Source organism: Streptomyces sp. NPDC015171 (assembly GCF_043079545.1).
Taxonomy (GTDB): Bacteria; Actinomycetota; Actinomycetes; order Streptomycetales; family Streptomycetaceae; genus Streptomyces.
In genome coordinates, this window is sequence record NZ_JBIBUO010000006.1 from 91,819 (window position 1) to 106,346 (window position 14,528).

General features: G+C 72.6%; 12 protein-coding genes. 5 read left to right on the forward strand and 7 right to left on the reverse strand.

Translation table 11 applies throughout. The annotated features are described in order from the left end of the window. Positions 1-50: 50 nt before the first annotated feature. Positions 51-509, forward strand: a complete 459-nt coding sequence (soxR, locus tag ACF073_RS18340) for a redox-sensitive transcriptional activator SoxR (protein ID WP_392071139.1) — start codon at positions 51-53, stop codon at positions 507-509. Between the two features lie 53 nt (positions 510-562). Here the strand turns inward: soxR and ACF073_RS18345 are convergent, their stop codons facing one another. The 3 genes from ACF073_RS18345 to ACF073_RS18355 all read right to left on the reverse strand — a co-directional run bounded on the left by ACF073_RS18345 (position 563) and on the right by ACF073_RS18355 (position 3,268). Then, positions 563-1,630, reverse strand: a complete 1,068-nt coding sequence (locus ACF073_RS18345; protein ID WP_392071141.1) for an RNA ligase (ATP) — start codon at positions 1,628-1,630, stop codon at positions 563-565. A gap of 186 nt (positions 1,631-1,816) precedes the next feature. Next, positions 1,817-2,527, reverse strand: a complete 711-nt coding sequence (locus ACF073_RS18350; protein WP_392071142.1) for a 3-keto-5-aminohexanoate cleavage protein — start codon at positions 2,525-2,527, stop codon at positions 1,817-1,819. 138 nt (positions 2,528-2,665) lie between these two features. Next, positions 2,666-3,268 carry a hypothetical protein gene (locus tag ACF073_RS18355; RefSeq protein ID WP_392071144.1) on the reverse strand — a complete coding sequence of 201 codons (603 nt, stop codon included), beginning with the start codon at positions 3,266-3,268 and terminating at the stop codon, positions 2,666-2,668. Positions 3,269-3,475: 207 nt separating this feature from the next. Here ACF073_RS18355 and ACF073_RS18360 point away from each other — a divergent pair, with 207 nt between their 5' ends. Further along, positions 3,476-6,265, forward strand: a complete 2,790-nt coding sequence (locus tag ACF073_RS18360) for a penicillin acylase family protein (RefSeq protein ID WP_392071146.1) — start codon at positions 3,476-3,478, stop codon at positions 6,263-6,265. 19 nt (positions 6,266-6,284) lie between these two features. Here the strand turns inward: ACF073_RS18360 and ACF073_RS18365 are convergent, their stop codons facing one another. Continuing rightward, entirely contained in the window at positions 6,285-7,583 is a 1,299-nt protein-coding gene (locus tag ACF073_RS18365) for a serine-threonine protein kinase (protein ID WP_392071148.1), read from the reverse strand. A gap of 83 nt (positions 7,584-7,666) precedes the next feature. After that, positions 7,667-8,887, reverse strand: coding sequence for an exo-beta-N-acetylmuramidase NamZ domain-containing protein (locus ACF073_RS18370; RefSeq protein ID WP_392071149.1), 1,221 nt, complete (start codon positions 8,885-8,887; stop codon positions 7,667-7,669). 190 nt (positions 8,888-9,077) lie between these two features. On the opposite strand from ACF073_RS18370, the gene ACF073_RS18375 reads away from it, so the two are divergent. Genes ACF073_RS18375 through ACF073_RS18385 form a run of 3 tightly spaced genes read left to right on the forward strand, consistent with a single transcriptional unit; the run spans position 9,078 to position 12,134 of the window. Next, the gene (locus ACF073_RS18375; RefSeq protein WP_392071151.1) at positions 9,078-9,851 is read left to right on the forward strand and encodes an SDR family oxidoreductase; all 774 of its coding nucleotides are present in this window, start codon (positions 9,078-9,080) and stop codon (positions 9,849-9,851) included. Then, positions 9,848-11,512 carry a class I adenylate-forming enzyme family protein gene (locus ACF073_RS18380; RefSeq protein WP_392071152.1) on the forward strand — a complete coding sequence of 555 codons (1,665 nt, stop codon included), beginning with the start codon at positions 9,848-9,850 and terminating at the stop codon, positions 11,510-11,512. The genes ACF073_RS18375 and ACF073_RS18380 overlap by 4 nt, the downstream gene beginning before the upstream one ends. Before the next feature lie 28 nt (positions 11,513-11,540). Then, positions 11,541-12,134, forward strand: coding sequence for a TetR/AcrR family transcriptional regulator (locus ACF073_RS18385; protein ID WP_392071153.1), 594 nt, complete (start codon positions 11,541-11,543; stop codon positions 12,132-12,134). Between the two features lie 61 nt (positions 12,135-12,195). Here ACF073_RS18385 and ACF073_RS18390 read toward each other — a convergent pair whose 3' ends face one another. Together ACF073_RS18390 and ACF073_RS18395 are read right to left on the reverse strand one after the other, a co-directional pair. Continuing rightward, on the reverse strand, positions 12,196-13,410 hold the full coding sequence (locus ACF073_RS18390; protein WP_392071154.1) for an acyl-CoA dehydrogenase family protein: 1,215 nt from the start codon (positions 13,408-13,410) through the stop codon (positions 12,196-12,198). Positions 13,411-13,416: 6 nt separating this feature from the next. Next, on the reverse strand, positions 13,417-14,439 hold the full coding sequence (locus tag ACF073_RS18395; RefSeq protein WP_392071156.1) for a phosphotransferase family protein: 1,023 nt from the start codon (positions 14,437-14,439) through the stop codon (positions 13,417-13,419). Between the last annotated feature and the right edge of the window lie 89 nt (positions 14,440-14,528).

A 14,528-nucleotide genomic window follows, 5' to 3' on the forward strand; every position in this document is an offset into this window, starting at 1 on the left:
GATGTCAACGGAGCGGAGGCCGGGCGTGCCGCCCTTGTAATCTTGGAGGAGTGCCCCAGATCCCCGAGAAGATCCACGAGCTGACCGTCGGCCAGTTGGCCGCGCGCAGCGGAGCCGCGGTGTCCGCCCTGCACTTCTACGAGGCCAAGGGGCTGATCACCAGTCGGCGGACCTCAGGCAATCAGCGCCGGTACTGCCGTGACACCCTGCGCCGGGTCGCCTTCGTCCGCGCGGCCCAGCGAGTCGGCATCCCGCTGGCCACGATCCGCGAGGCGCTCGCCGAGCTGCCCGAGGAGCGGACGCCGACCCGGGAGGACTGGGCGCGGCTGTCCGAGAAGTGGCGCTCGGAGCTGGAGGAGCGGATCCGGCAGCTCAACCGCTTGCGCGACCATCTCACCGACTGCATCGGCTGCGGCTGCCTGTCGCTGGAGACCTGTGTCCTGTCGAACCCGGACGACGTGTTCGGCGAGCGGATGACGGGCTCGCGGCTCATGGCCGAGCGCCGCTGAGACCCGGCCCGGGGGGCGCCGCAGGGCGCCGCCCCGCCGGGCCGGACGGCGGCCTACTCGAACTCCGTCCCGCCCTTGCGTGTCAGATACGCCGGGCTCACCGCCTTCGCGATGGCCCGGCCCCCCGTCACCGGGCTGTACCGCTCCGCGGCGGGCCGGATCACCACGCCCTCCCGCAGATGCAGCCCGCCCCCGGACACCGTCTCCGGCCCGCTGGCGAACTCCAGCACCCGCTCGACGTCGTACGGCCCCGCGTACAGCCGGGGCACCACCGGCAGCTCCCCCTCCAGCAGCTCCGCCGCGTCCAGCCAGCGCACCGTGCCGGACACCTCCGCCGAGACGTCGAACGCCGCGAACCCCAGGGTGTCCCGCCGGCCGTCGGCGCCGTAGGACAGGTCCTGCACCCCCGCGCCGTACACCTCGCCGAAGATGCCGACCCGGGTGGCTCCCAGCCGCTCGCACAGCCGCGCCGCCGCCTCGGCGACCCCGTGTCCGCGCACCGCCCGCCAGTACAGGTTCCGCGGATCCTCGCGCAGCGCGAGGGACTTCGCGCCGAAGCCCTTGGAGGAGACGTACACCCGCTCCCCGTCGGCCACGTACGTCAGCAGGCACGCCGTACCGTGCAGCTTCTCCGTCAGGACGACCGGCTCGCCCGGCGTGAAGACGTCCGGGTAGCGCTGGATGTTCTCGATGTCGACCCAGGGCAGCAGGTCGGGGGCCGGCTCGACGTCCCCGCTCATCGTCGGCGGGATCGGCGGCACCCACTTGGTGATGCCCAGCCGCTCCGCGAAGTCGGTCCCCTCGGCCGCCGCCCGCGCCAGGTCGACGTCCGCCAGCCCCTTCGGCCGGCACACGATGCCCTGGGACAGCTCGCCGCGCAGCCGCACCGCCTTGACCCGGTCGGCCGCACCGCCCGCCAGCCGCCCGGTCAGTCCCAGCTCCTCGATCAGCCCGGCCGGCAGGACGGCCTGCTCCGGGATGTAGAGGGCGGCGTCACCGGTGCGGAACGCGCCCTTGGCGACGACGGCCCGGTACAGGCCCACCTGGGCCAACTCCAGTGCGTCGGCGTTCGGATGCTCGTGGACGGTCAGCACCTCGGCGGTGACGCGCAGCGTGGACATGGGACTTCCCCGTTCGTTCCTGGACTCGGTTCACGGTCGCGGATTCATCGGCTCCCACTGTGCCGACGCGAAAGGGGTGGAGCGAATGATTTCGATCCTGGTAGCGTCCCACCTCCCTCCGGCCGGCGGCGACGCCGGGCACGGAGTACCGGTGACGCCCGCCCTGTCCGAGCCCGAGTGCTGGGATCATCCGTGCTGGGCGAGCGCCTCCGCCACCAACTGGGCGTTGGACAGCGCCCGTTCGCCGTCCGGGAGCAGCAGGGTGTCCTCCAGGCCGATGCGGGTGGCGAGGCCGAGCCGTCCCGCCAGCCGGAGCACCGGCCAGGTGCCGCCCTCCTCGCCGTGCAGCAGCAGCGGGCGGCCGTGCGCCGCGCCCAGCTCGGCCAGCAGCGCCCGCGCGGACGCCTCGGCGGTCGCCGGGTCCGGGTCGGTCACCTCGGCCAGCACCCGCAGCACCCGGGGCCCCAGCGGCGAGCGCGCGAACCGCCGCGCGCCCTCGGTGCCGGACCAGATGCCCGCCTCCACGCCCACGCCCCGGGCGAGCAGCTCCCCGGCGACCTCCTCGGCGCCCGGCTCATGCCAGTTGACGGAGGCGAAGTCGGGCAGCACCGACCAGGCGCGCACCCGGGCGAGCCGGTTTGCCGGGTCGGGCTCGGCCCAGGCCCCGGTGGTCACCCCGACCGGCACCCGCACCCGCGCCCGTACCGCCTCCAGCGCGGGTCCGATGACGCGCGGGGAGAGACTGTCCCGGCCGCACGGTGTCCTGGGGTGGACATGGACCGAGGTGGCGCCGGCCGCGACCGCCCCGGCGGCGGAGCGCGCCAGATCCTGCGGGGACATCGGGACCCCGGCGCCGTCGGCGGCCGAGCGGCGTCCGTTGAGACACACCTGCAGCATGCCTCGATGGTGCCGGATCCCACCGGCAGCGGCACGGCCCTCCGGCGGAAGGGGTGCGGCATCCCCTGCGCACCCCGCACCGGTGCCGGCCCTCCGTCCGGGCCGCACCGGGTGACCGTCGCACCGCTCAGGCCGGCATCAAGCCGACATCAACAGGTCTCCCCGCCCGGCGTACCGAAGGGCCTGCGGGCTGAGGACGGGCCGCGGTACGAGGATTCCGCAGTCCGTGCAGACCGGACCGGACGACGGCTCATGGTCCAGGCCGTACCTCCAGGCCAGCCGCTCCCCGCCGCAGACCGGGCACGACGAACCCGGCGCCCGCTCCAGCGCGGCGATCAGCCGGCGCAGCACCTCGGCCAGCGGTTCCTCGGGGTGGACCCGCGGGTCGTCGCACCAGGCGACGCCGAACCCGCCCCAGGTCAGCCGGTGCCAGTCGTCCACACTGCCCGGCCGGCGCAGCCCGTCGTGCTTCTCCTTCCTGCGTCGCTCGGTGAAGTCGGTCTCATAGGCGAGCCAGACGTCCCTGGCCTCCTCCAGCTCCTGCAGCGCGGCCACGAGCCGCGCCGGGTCGGGGGAGCGGTCCTCGGGACCGAAACCCGCCCGGGAGCACAGATGGTCCCAGGTCGCCCGATGCCCGTAAGGAGCGAACTTCTCCAGGCACTTGCGCAGCGAGTACCGCCGCAGTGCCAGATCACAGCCCGGATCGCGTACCTGTCTCGCCAGACTCCGGAAACCGGCCATCGCCCTGCACCTCCGTCACACCTGCACCTGTACTTCGGTCACTTCGGCGTCGTCGCAAGGACGTCGCCGAATAGACGTATCGACAGGCGGTTCGGCTCCATCCCTTCTCGGGATCTGCTTGCGTCCTCCGGAAAGTGACGCATGTTCATCTTTAAACCTGGGGATACCGGCGGTAACGTTCGCCCACCTCTGTCACAAGGAGCTGCCATGTCACGGCGAACCCCACGCAACGCCCCTGACAGACTGAGAACGTCCCGCCGACTTCCCGGGTTCCTGAAGACCGCGTCTGTATGCGTCCTGATCGCAGGTCTTCTCTCTCCCCTCACCCGGACGGCGGTGGCGGCGACCGACGCCACCGCACCCAACGACTACTGCGGCGGCCAGTGTTCGGACATCCTGCCGCCCGGCGAGAACGGCAACGCGACACTCGCCCAGATCCTGCTCAACCAGGTCTTCGGCACCCAGCCCGACCACGCCGAGGACCAGCTCGGCCCGTACGCCGGCCTGGCCACCGGCTACTCCGGCCTCACCGATGCGAAGATCAACACATTTTTCGACGACGCCTCGTTCGGCGTCCCGTCCGACCAGGTCGCCTCCACCGAGAAGCCGGCCGGCCGCAGCGATGTGACCATCGTCCGCGACAAGAAGACCGGTGTGCCGCACATCACGGGCACCACCCGGTACGGCACCGAGTTCGGCGCCGGGTTCGCCGCGGCCGAGGACCGGCTGTGGCTGATGGACGTCTTCCGGCACGTGGGCCGCGGCCAGCTGACCTCGTTCGCGGGCGGCGCCCCGGCCAACCAGGGCCTGGAGCAGCAGTTCTACCGCAACGCCCCCTACACCGAGGCCGACCTCCAGGCGCAGATCGACAGCGCCGTGGCCAAGAACGGCGCGCGCGGCCAGCAGGCCCTCGGCGACGTCAACGCCTACCTCGCCGGCGTCAACGCCTACATCGACGCCTCCGACAGCGGCCGCTACTTCCCCGGCGAGTACGTCCTGACCGGTCACAAGGACGCGATCACCAACGCCGGCACGATAGACCACTTCAAGGTCACCGACCTGGTGGCGCTGGCCTCCGTGGTCGGCTCGCTGTTCGGCTCCGGCGGGGGCGGCGAGGTGAACAACGCCCTGTCCCTGCTGGCGGCCCAGGCCAAGTACGGCGTCGAGGAGGGCACCAAGGTCTGGGAGGCCTTCCGGGAACGCAACGACCCCGAGGCCGCCCTCACCGTGCACGGCGGCGAGAGCTTCCCGTACGGCGCCAAGCCCGCCGACGCCCAGGGCGAGGCCCTGCCCGACGCCGGCACGGTGACCCAGGAGCCCCTCGTCTACGACCGCACCGGCAGCGGGGCCACGGCGACCGCGAGGAGCACCTCGTCGAGCGCGGCCAGGACCGCCCTCGGCTCGGCGAAGCGCGGGATGTCCAACGCCCTCGTGGTGAGCGGCGCGCACACCGCGAGCGGCCACCCGATCGCCGTCTTCGGACCGCAGACCGGCTACTTCGCCCCGCAGCTGCTCATGCTCCAGGAGATCCAGGGCCCGGGCATCAGCGCCCGCGGCGCCTCCTTCGCGGGGCTGAGCATGTACGTCGAACTCGGCCGCGGCCAGGACTACTCCTGGAGCGCGACCACCTCGGGCCAGGACATCATCGACAGCTACGCGGTCGAGCTGTGCCAGGACGACTACCACTACCTGTACCACGGCACCTGCACGGCCATGGAGAAGATCGAGCAGAAGAACGCCTGGAAGCCCACCACGGCCGACGGCACGGCCGCGGGGTCGTACACCATGCGCGCCTGGCGGACCAAGTACGGACCGGTGGCCTACCGGGCGACCGTCGGCGGCAAGAAGGTCGCCTACACCACCCTGCGCTCCTCCTATCTGCACGAGGCCGACTCGATCATCGGCTTCCAGATGCTCAACGACCCCGACTACGTCAAGGGGCCGAAGGACTTCCAGAGCGCGGCCCAGCACATCAACTACACCTTCAACTGGTTCTACGCCGACTCCCAGCACACCGCCTACTACAACAGCGGTGACAACCCGGTCCGGGCGAGCGGTGTCGACGCCGAGTTCCCGGTGTGGGCGCGGCCCGCGTACGAGTGGCGGAACTGGGACCCGGACACCAACACGTCCGCCTACACGCCGGCCGCCGAGCACCCCAACTCCGTCGACCAGGACTACTACATCTCCTGGAACAACAAGCAGGCCAAGGACTACACGACCGCGTCCTGGGGCGACGGGTCCGTACACCGCGGCAACCTGCTGGACGACCGGGTGAAGAAGCTGGTCGCGGCCGGCGGGGTGACCCGTACGAAGCTGGTGCAGGCGATGGCCGACGCCGGCCTGGCCGATCTGCGCGCCGAGGACGTGCTGCCCGAGCTGCTCAAGGTGGTCACCTCCTCGCCGGTGACCGACGCCACGGCCGCCGCGGCGGTCGGCAAGCTCCAGGCGTGGGTGACCGCGGGCGCCAAGCGCACGGAGACGTCGGCCGGTTCGAAGAAGTACGCCGACGCCGACGCGATCCGCATCCTCGACGCCTGGTGGCCGCAGCTGGTCAAGGCCGAGTTCCAGCCGGGGCTCGGCAGCGACCTGTACACCGCGATCACCGACAGCCTGCCGGTCGACGAGGCGCCCTCCGCCGGACACGGCCCGACCGGCTCGCACGCCGGCAGCTCCTTCCAGTACGGCTGGTGGAGCTATGTCGACAAGGACATCCGGGCCGTGCTCGGGGAGCCCGTGCGGGGCGGCCTCCCGCAGAAGTACTGCGGCGGCGGCAGCGTCACCGCCTGCCGGGACGCCCTGATCAGCACCCTGAAGCAGGCGGCGGGCCTGACCGCCGCCCAGGTCTACCCGGGCGACGACCTGTGCGCCGCGGGGGACCAGTGGTGCGCCGACTCGATCAACCAGCGCACCCTGGGCGGCATCAAGCACGGCAGGATCAGCTGGCAGAACCGGCCGACCTTCCAGCAGGTCGTGGAGTACACCGCGCACCGCTGAGGCGCGCGGGGGCGGCGGGTCAGCCGATGCGGCCCGCCGCCAGTACCACCCGCGCCAGTTCGGGGTGCACGATGTCGCTGTGCGCCCCGGTCGGTGCGCCGCCGTGCCGGACCACGGCCGCCGCGTCCACGCTCACGCACCCCGACGCGGGCAGCCGGCCGCTCAGCGCCGCCGCCAGGTCGAGGCGGACGGTGCCCGGCACCGCCTGCACCCCGTCGTGGCCCAGGGCGCCCCACCGCGGGCCCAGCACGGCCGCGATCTCGTCGCCCGCGCAGGCGCGGTCGTCCCCGGCGAGCCGGGAGGCCAGCGGATAGAACGTGCCGAGGGCCGCGTCGAAGTGCGAGTAGCAGGACACCAGCGGGCCGTCGACGCGGCGCCGCACGTCCTTGAGCGCCCCCGACCGGTCCGGTGCGTGCGGCAGCCGGTCCGCGAACGCGTAGTGCGAGAAGGCGCCCTGCAGCAGGGTCACCGACTTCACCGTGCGCACCGTCCCGGGCAGCCCGCGCAGTGCGAAGGCCACCAGCCGGCCGCCGAAGCTGTGTCCCACCAGATGGACCCGCACCCCGGGCGCCGCCTCGGCCAGCCGCCCGAGCAGCGGCCCGAGTCCGCGCTCGCCGACCGTGCCGCCCCGCCGCTTCATCTGGTAGTACGTCACCTGCCGCAGCAGCTCCTTGGCGCCGTCCCAAGGGTTCGGCAGGCCGAACCCCGCGACGCCGCCCGCCGGGCCGAGCGCGGCGAGCGCCTCGGCGAACTGCTCGCAGGCGGCCACCGGATCCCCGTCGAGCACGGCCGGCTCGCCGGGTTCGTCCGTGTCGGCCGCCCCCCGCGGGTCCGCGTCCGGCAGCAGCCGCACCAGCCGCCCGAACTCGGCCACTCCCGCGGCGCCGTCCGGCCGCTCGTCCAGCATCCGGGCCAGCTGGTCCAGCACGGTCGCCCGGCCCGGGAAGGTCTCCAGCAGCGCGCGCCGGGTGTCCTCGTCCAGCGCGCGGCGCGGCGCCGCCTGTGCCCTTGCCGCCGCCACGGATCCGGGGAAGTCGGGGATCGGCTCGTCGCTGAACCGCATCGACGGCCAGACCACGCCGACGTACCCGATCCTCGCCTTCGGCGCGAGACCCGGGACCGGGGCGAAGAAGCGGCGGTACAGCGAGGTCGCGCCCGAGCGGTCGTTGTTCCAGCCGTGCGCGAAGACGATCAGGTCACGGACGCCGCGTTCCGTGACCTGCGCCAGCAGCCGGTCGCGCTCGGGTCCGTCCACGTCCCCGTCCGCGTCGAAGGTCAGCTCCCAGTAGGGAGTCACGTTCATCCCAGGATCCGCCATACCAGGCTCCCTCGTCCCCCCCGAAACGGTGCGTTCGGCACGTATCGTCCTGCCGGAGAGCGGGGTTGGCCATACGGCGCGGGCTACTTGTAGAGGAGATGCCTCCCGCGTACCCGCCGGAACGCGGTCAGCTCCTCCTGCCAGGCGCCGGTCACCTCGTCGGTGCCGGCGCCCGCGTCGATCATCGTGCGCACCCGGGCGGAACCGGTGAGCTTGTCGATCCAGTCGTCCGGCCGCCAGGCGAAGCCGCTCCACACCTTCCGGGCGGTCACCAGCAGCGCGATCCCGGTGCGCACGGGGTCGTAGCCGGCCCGGTCGGTCACATGGATCTGCACCCCGCCGACGGTCTTGCCCTGGAACTTGGAGAAGGTGGGCGTGAAGTACGCCTCCCGGAACCGCACGCCCGGCAGTCCGAGCCCGTTCGCCGCGGCGGCCCAGCGGCCGTCGACGCCCTCCGCGCCGAGGAGTTCGAAGGGCCGGGTGGTGCCGCGCCCCTCGGAGAGGTTGGTGCCCTCGAACATGCAGGTCCCGGAGTACACCAACGCCGTGTCGGCGGTGGGCATGTTGGGGCTCGGCGGCACCCAGGGCAGCCCCCAGGCGTCGTAGAACCGGTCGCGCCGCCAGCCGGACATCGCCACCGTCTCCAGCGGCACGGGCGTGCTCAGGAACTCCTCGTTGAACAGCCGGGCCAGCTCCGCGACGGTCATGCCGTGGGCCTGTGCGACGGGCTGCCGCCCGACGAAGGTGGCGAACTCCTTGTGCAGCACCGGGCCCTCGGCGGCGCGGCCGGTCACCGGGTTCGGGCGGTCCAGGACGACGAAGCGCTTGCCGGCGAGCTGGGCCGCCTCCATGCAGTCGTACAGGGTCCAGATGTACGTGTAGAAGCGGGCGCCGACGTCCTGGATGTCGAAGACGACGGTGTCGACGCCGGAGGCGGTGAAGACGTCGGCGAGCGGCCGGCCGCTCTTCAGGTAGGTGTCGTAGACCGGCAGGCCGGTCGCCGGGTCGTCGTAGCGGCCCTCGGAGCCGCCCGCCTGGGCCGTGCCCCGGAAGCCGTGCTCGGGCCCGAAGACCGCCGTCAGCCGGACCCGGGGGTCCGCGTGCATCACGTCTACGATGTGCCGGGCGTCGCGGGTGATGCCGGTGGGGTTGGTGACGACGCCGACGCGCCGGCCCGCCAGCAGCGCGTAGCCGTCGGCCGAGAGTCTCTCGAATCCGGTGCGCAACCGCTCGCCGTGCCGGGGCGCGGCCGGCAGGGCCGCCGTCGAGGCCGACGCGAGCAGGGTCCGTCGGGACAGGTGCATGGGGTCCTCCGGTGAGTGGGCACGTGCGGACCGTTCGTGGGGCCGGGGGGTGCGCGGCGGTGCCGCGGACCGATACGGCCCCGCCTCCTTGAGGTTGGCGCGGTCACCCTTTCCTTTACACATACCGACTGGTTAGTCTGGGCCGATCAGGGCCGATGCGCGCCGCGCTGAGTCGTGTCGAAGGAGACCGATGGTGGAAGCCGTGCAGGATGCGGGAGTGGTCGTCACGGGGGCGGGCGGGGGGATCGGGGCCGCGCTGGCCCGGCGGTTCGCCGCGGAAGGGGCCCGGGTCGTGGTCAACGACCTCGATGCCGGGAAGGCCCGGGCGGTGGCCGAGGAGATCGGCGGCACCGCCGTGCCCGGCGACGCCTCCGGCATCGTCGAGGCGGCCCGGGACGCGCTCGGCGGCACGGTGGACGTCTACTGCGCCAACGCGGGCGTCGCCTTCGAGGACGGCGACCTCGGCGCCGGCCTCGACGAGTCGTCCTGGGCGGCCTCCTGGGACGTCAACCTGATGGCCCACGTCCGCGCGGCCCACGCCCTGCTGCCCGGCTGGCTCCGGCGGGGCTCCGGGCGGTTCGTCTCCACCGTCTCCGCGGCCGGACTGCTGACGATGATCGGCGCACCCTCCTACAGCGTGACCAAGCACGGCGCCTACGCCTTCGCCGAGTGGCTTTCGCTCACCTACCGCCACCGGGGGATCAAGGTCCACGCCATCTGCCCGCAGGGCGTGCGCACCGACATGCTGGCCGCCACCGGCAGCGCCGGAGACATGGTGCTCCAGCCGACCGCGATCGAGCCCGCGGCCGTGGCCGACGCGCTGCTCAAGGGCATCGCGGAGGACCGCTTCCTGATCCTGCCGCACCCCGAGGTGGCCGACTTCTACCAGGTGCGGGCCGGTGAGCCCGAGCGCTGGCTCACCACCATGAACCACATCCAGCAGAAGTGGGAGGCGACCCGGTGACCGCCTCCCGGTACGCGGCCCGGCCCTGGCTCGCCCTGCTCACCGACGCCCAGCGCGAACCGGTCGACCCCGCCGACTCCCTCGTGCACGCCCTGCGCGAGGCCGTCGCCGAGGCCCCCGACCGCACCTTCCTCGCCTACTTCGACGCCCGGCTGACCTACCGCGAGGTCGACGAGCTGACCGACTCCGTCGCCGCCCACCTCGCCGCGCGCGGCCTGGAGCGCGGCGACCGGGTGGCCGTCCTGCTGCAGAACTCCCCGCACTTCGTGCTGGCCGTGCTCGGCGCCTGGAAGGCCGGCGCGACCGTCGTCCCGGTCAACCCCATGTACAAGTCGGCCGAGGTGGCGCACGTCCTGCGGGACGGCGAGGTGGCCGCGCTGATCTGTTCCGACCGGGCCTGGGAGGCGTATCTGCGCGAGACGGCCGCCGGCTCGCCGGTGCGGATCGTGCTCACCGCGTGCGAGCGGGACTTCCAGACCCGCGACGACGCGCGCGTGCTGGCCTTCGAGCGGCTGCCCGCGGCCCCGGACGCCGACGACCTCACCGCCGTGGCCCGGCAGGGCGGCACGGCCCCCGCCGGACGGGCGCCGCGCCCGGACGGCATCGCGCTGATCAGCTACACCTCGGGCACCAGCGGCACGCCCAAGGGCGCGACCAACACCCACGCCAACATCATGCACAACGCCGAACGGCAGGCCGCGGGGCTCGCCCTGCCCGAGGCGCCCGTCTACTACGCGCTCGCGCCGCTGTTCCACATCACCGGCATGGTCTGCCAGTTCGGCGCCAGTGTGACCAGCGCGGGCACCCTGGTGCTCGGCTACCGCTTCGAGCCCGGCGTGGTCCTGGAGGCCTTCGCCGAGCACCGCCCGCACTACACCGTGGGCCCCTCCACCGCCTACATGGCGCTCGCCGCCCACCCGGACGTCACCCGCGAGCACTTCGCCTCCTTCGTGAACATGTCGTCGGGCGGCGCCCCCGTGCCGCCGGCCCTGGTCGAGCGGTTCCGGGAGCGCTTCGGGCCGTACATCCGGGTCGGCTACGGCCTCACCGAGTGCACCGCCCCCTGCGCCTCCGTACCGCCCGGCCTCGAAGCGCCCGTGGACCCGGTCTCCGGGACGCTCTCCGTCGGCCTGCCCGGCGCCGACACCCTGGTACGCATCCTGGACGACCTGGGCGCCGAGGTGCCCTTCGGGGAGCAGGGCGAGATCACGGTGCGCGGGCCGCAGGTGGTGCCCGGCTACTGGCGGCGCCCGGACGCCACCGCCGAGACCTTCCCGGACGGCGAGCTGCGCACCGGCGACATCGGGTTCATGGACGAGCGGGGCTGGCTGTACGTCGTCGACCGCAAGAAGGACATGATCAACGCGTCCGGCTTCAAGGTGTGGCCGCGCGAGGTCGAGGACGTGCTGTACACGCACCCGGCGGTGCGCGAGGTGGCCGTCGTCGGGGTGCCCGACGGTTACCGTGGCGAGACCGTCAAGGCGTACATCAGCCTGCGTCCGGGGGCCGAGGCGGACCCGGACGAACTCGCGATGTACTGCAAGGAGAGACTGGCCGCCTACAAGTACCCGCGCCAGGTGGAGATCCTGCCCGAGCTGCCCAAGACGGCAAGTGGGAAGATCCTCCGGCGGGAACTGCGTTCCCGCACCGCACACGACTAGCAGCAGAACGGAAAGGCAGGTGGCGGCAGTGCCCAGGACTTCGGACGGCGACGGGACGCCCGTCCCGCAGCGGCTGCTGGCCGCCGCCACCCGGCTCTTCGCCGAGCAGGGCTACGACCGCACCTCGGTGCAGGAGATCGTGGAGGCGGCCGGCGTCACCAAGGGCGCGTTGTACCACTACTTCGGCTCCAAGGACGATCTGCTGCACGAGGTGTACGCGCGCGTGCTGCGCCTGCAGCAGGAGCGGCTCGACACGTTCGCGAACGCCGACGAGCCCGTGGAGCAGCGGCTCAGGGGCGCGGCGGCGGACGTGGTCGTCACGACGATCGAGAACCTCGACGACGCGATGATCTTCTTCCGCTCGATGCACCATCTGAGCCCGGAGAAGAACAAGCAGGTCCGCGCCGAGCGCCGGCGCTACCACGAGCGCTTCCGCGCGCTCATCGAGGAGGGCCAGAAGGAGGGCGTCTTCTCCACGGCGACCCCGGCCGACCTGGTCGTGGACTACCACTTCGGCTCCGTCCACCACCTGTCGACGTGGTACCGCCCCGACGGCCCCCTCACCCCCCAGCAGGTCGCCGACCAGCTGGCCGACCTGCTGCTGAGAGCGCTGCGTCCGTAGGCGGGCGGACGCGTGCGTGAGGGGCGGTCGCCCGCGGCGACCGCCCCTCACGCGCTCCTGCCTACAGGTACTTCTTCAGCTCCCGCCGCGCCAGCGACCGCTGGTGCACCTCGTCCGGGCCGTCGGCGAGCATCAGGGTGCGGGCGCTCGCGTACAGCTCGGCCAGCGGGAGGTCCTGGCTCACGCCGCCCGCGCCGTGCAGCTGGATCGCGCGGTCCAGGATGCCCACCACCGCACGCGGGGTGGCGATCTTGATGGCCTGGATCTCCGTGTGCGCGCCCCTGTTGCCGACGGTGTCCATCAGCCAGGCCGTCTTCAGCACCAGCAGCCGCAGCTGCTCGACGGTGACCCGGGCGTCGGCGATCCAGTTCTGGACGACGCCCTGCTGGGCCAGCGCCTTGCCGAACGCGGTACGGGAGACCGCGCGCCGGCACATCAGCTCGATCGCCCGCTCGGCCATGCCGATCAGCCGCATGCAGTGGTGGATCCGGCCGGGCCCGAGCCGGGCCTGGGCGATGGCGAAGCCGCCGCCCTCCTCGCCGACCAGGTTCGCCACCGGCACGCGCGCGTGGTCGAAGACCACCTCGGCGTGGCCGCCGTGCGAGTGGTCCTCGTAGCCGAAGACCCGCATCGCGCGCTTGACCGTGACACCGGGGGTGTCGCGCGGGACCAGGACCATGGACTGCTGGCGGCGGATGTCCGCGCCGTCCGGGTCCGTCTTGCCCATCACGATGAAGATCTTGCAGTCCGGGTTCATCGCCCCGGAGATGTACCACTTGCGGCCGGTGATGACGTACTCGTCGCCGTCCCGCGCTATGCGGGTGGTGATGTTGGTGGCGTCCGAGGAGGCCACCTCCGGCTCGGTCATCGCGAACGCCGAGCGGATCTCGCCCGCGAGCAGCGGCTCGAGCCACTGCTTCTTCTGCTCGTCGCTGCCGAACTGCGCCAGTACCTCCATGTTCCCGGTGTCGGGCGCGGCGCAGTTGGTCGCGGGGGGCGCGAGATGCGGGGAACGGCCGGTGATCTCGGCGAGCGGCGCGTACTGGAGGTTGGTCAGCCCGGCGCCGTACTCGGCGTCCGGGAGGAACAGGTTCCACAGGCCCTGCCTGCGCGCCTCGGCCTTCAGCTCCCCGACCACGGCCGGGGTGTCCCAGGGCGAGGCCAGCGCGGCCCGCTGCTCCTCCGCCACCGCCTCCGCGGGGTACACGTGCTCGTCCATGAAGGCGAGCAGCCTGCCGCGCAGCTCCTCCGTACGCGCGTCGAACGCGAAGTCCATGTGGGGTCAGCCTTCCTGGAGAGTCGTCAGTCCGTGGTCGATGAAGACGGGCACGAGGTCGCCGATGCGGTCGAAGCCGCGGCCGACCGTCTGGCCGAGCGTGTACCGGTAGTGGATGCCCTCCAGGATCACGGCGAGCTTGAACCAGGCGAACGCCGTGTACCAGGACACCCCCGAGACGTCCCGGCCCGAGCGGGCCGCGTAGCGCTCGATCAGCTCCCGCGGCGCGGGGTGGCCCGGGGCCTCGGCGGTGGTGGAGACGGGCGAGTCGGGCATGCCGAGCTTCTGGCTGTACATCACCAGCAGACCGAGGTCGGTCAGCGGGTCGCCGAGCGTGGACATCTCCCAGTCGAGGATCGCCTTGATGGTGTCGTCCGCGCCGATCAGCACGTTGTCGAGGCGGTAGTCGCCGTGCACGACGGCAGGGGCGGGCGAGGCCGGCAGCCGTCGGCCCAGGGCCGCGTGCAGCTCGTCGATGCCCGCCAGCTCGCGGTTGCGGGAGGCGTCGAGCTGTTTGCCCCAGCGGCGCAGCTGCCGGTCGAGGAAGCCGTCCGGGCGGCCGAAATCGGCGAGGCCCACCTCGGCGGGGTCCACGGCGTGCAGCCCGACCAGCGTGTCCACCAGGGACAGCACCGCGTTCCGGGTGCGCTCGGCGCCCAGCGGGGCGAGCTGGTCGGCGGTGCGGTACGGGGTTCCCTCGACGAACTCCATGACGTAGAACGGAGCCCCGAGCACCTCCTCGTCCTCGCACAGCAGCACCGTCCGGGGCACCGGCACCTCGGTGGGGTGCAGGGCGCTGATCACCCGGTGCTCGCGCTTCATGTCGTGCGCGGTGGCCAGCACATGGCCGAGCGGGGGACGGCGCACGACCCACTTCGAGGTGCCGTCGGAGAGCGCGTAGGTGAGGTTCGACCGTCCGCCCTCGATCAGCCGTCCGGTGAGGGGGCCGCTCACCAGACCGGGACGCTCGCGGTCGAGCAGCGTGCGCAGCCGGTCCAGGTCGAGTCCGGGCGGGTGGTCGGCACTCATACGTCACTCCTACGAACGGGCGAACAGGACCCGACTCATGATGCCGACCGGTCGGTATGCCGTCCAGTGGGTACGGCGAAGATCGAGCC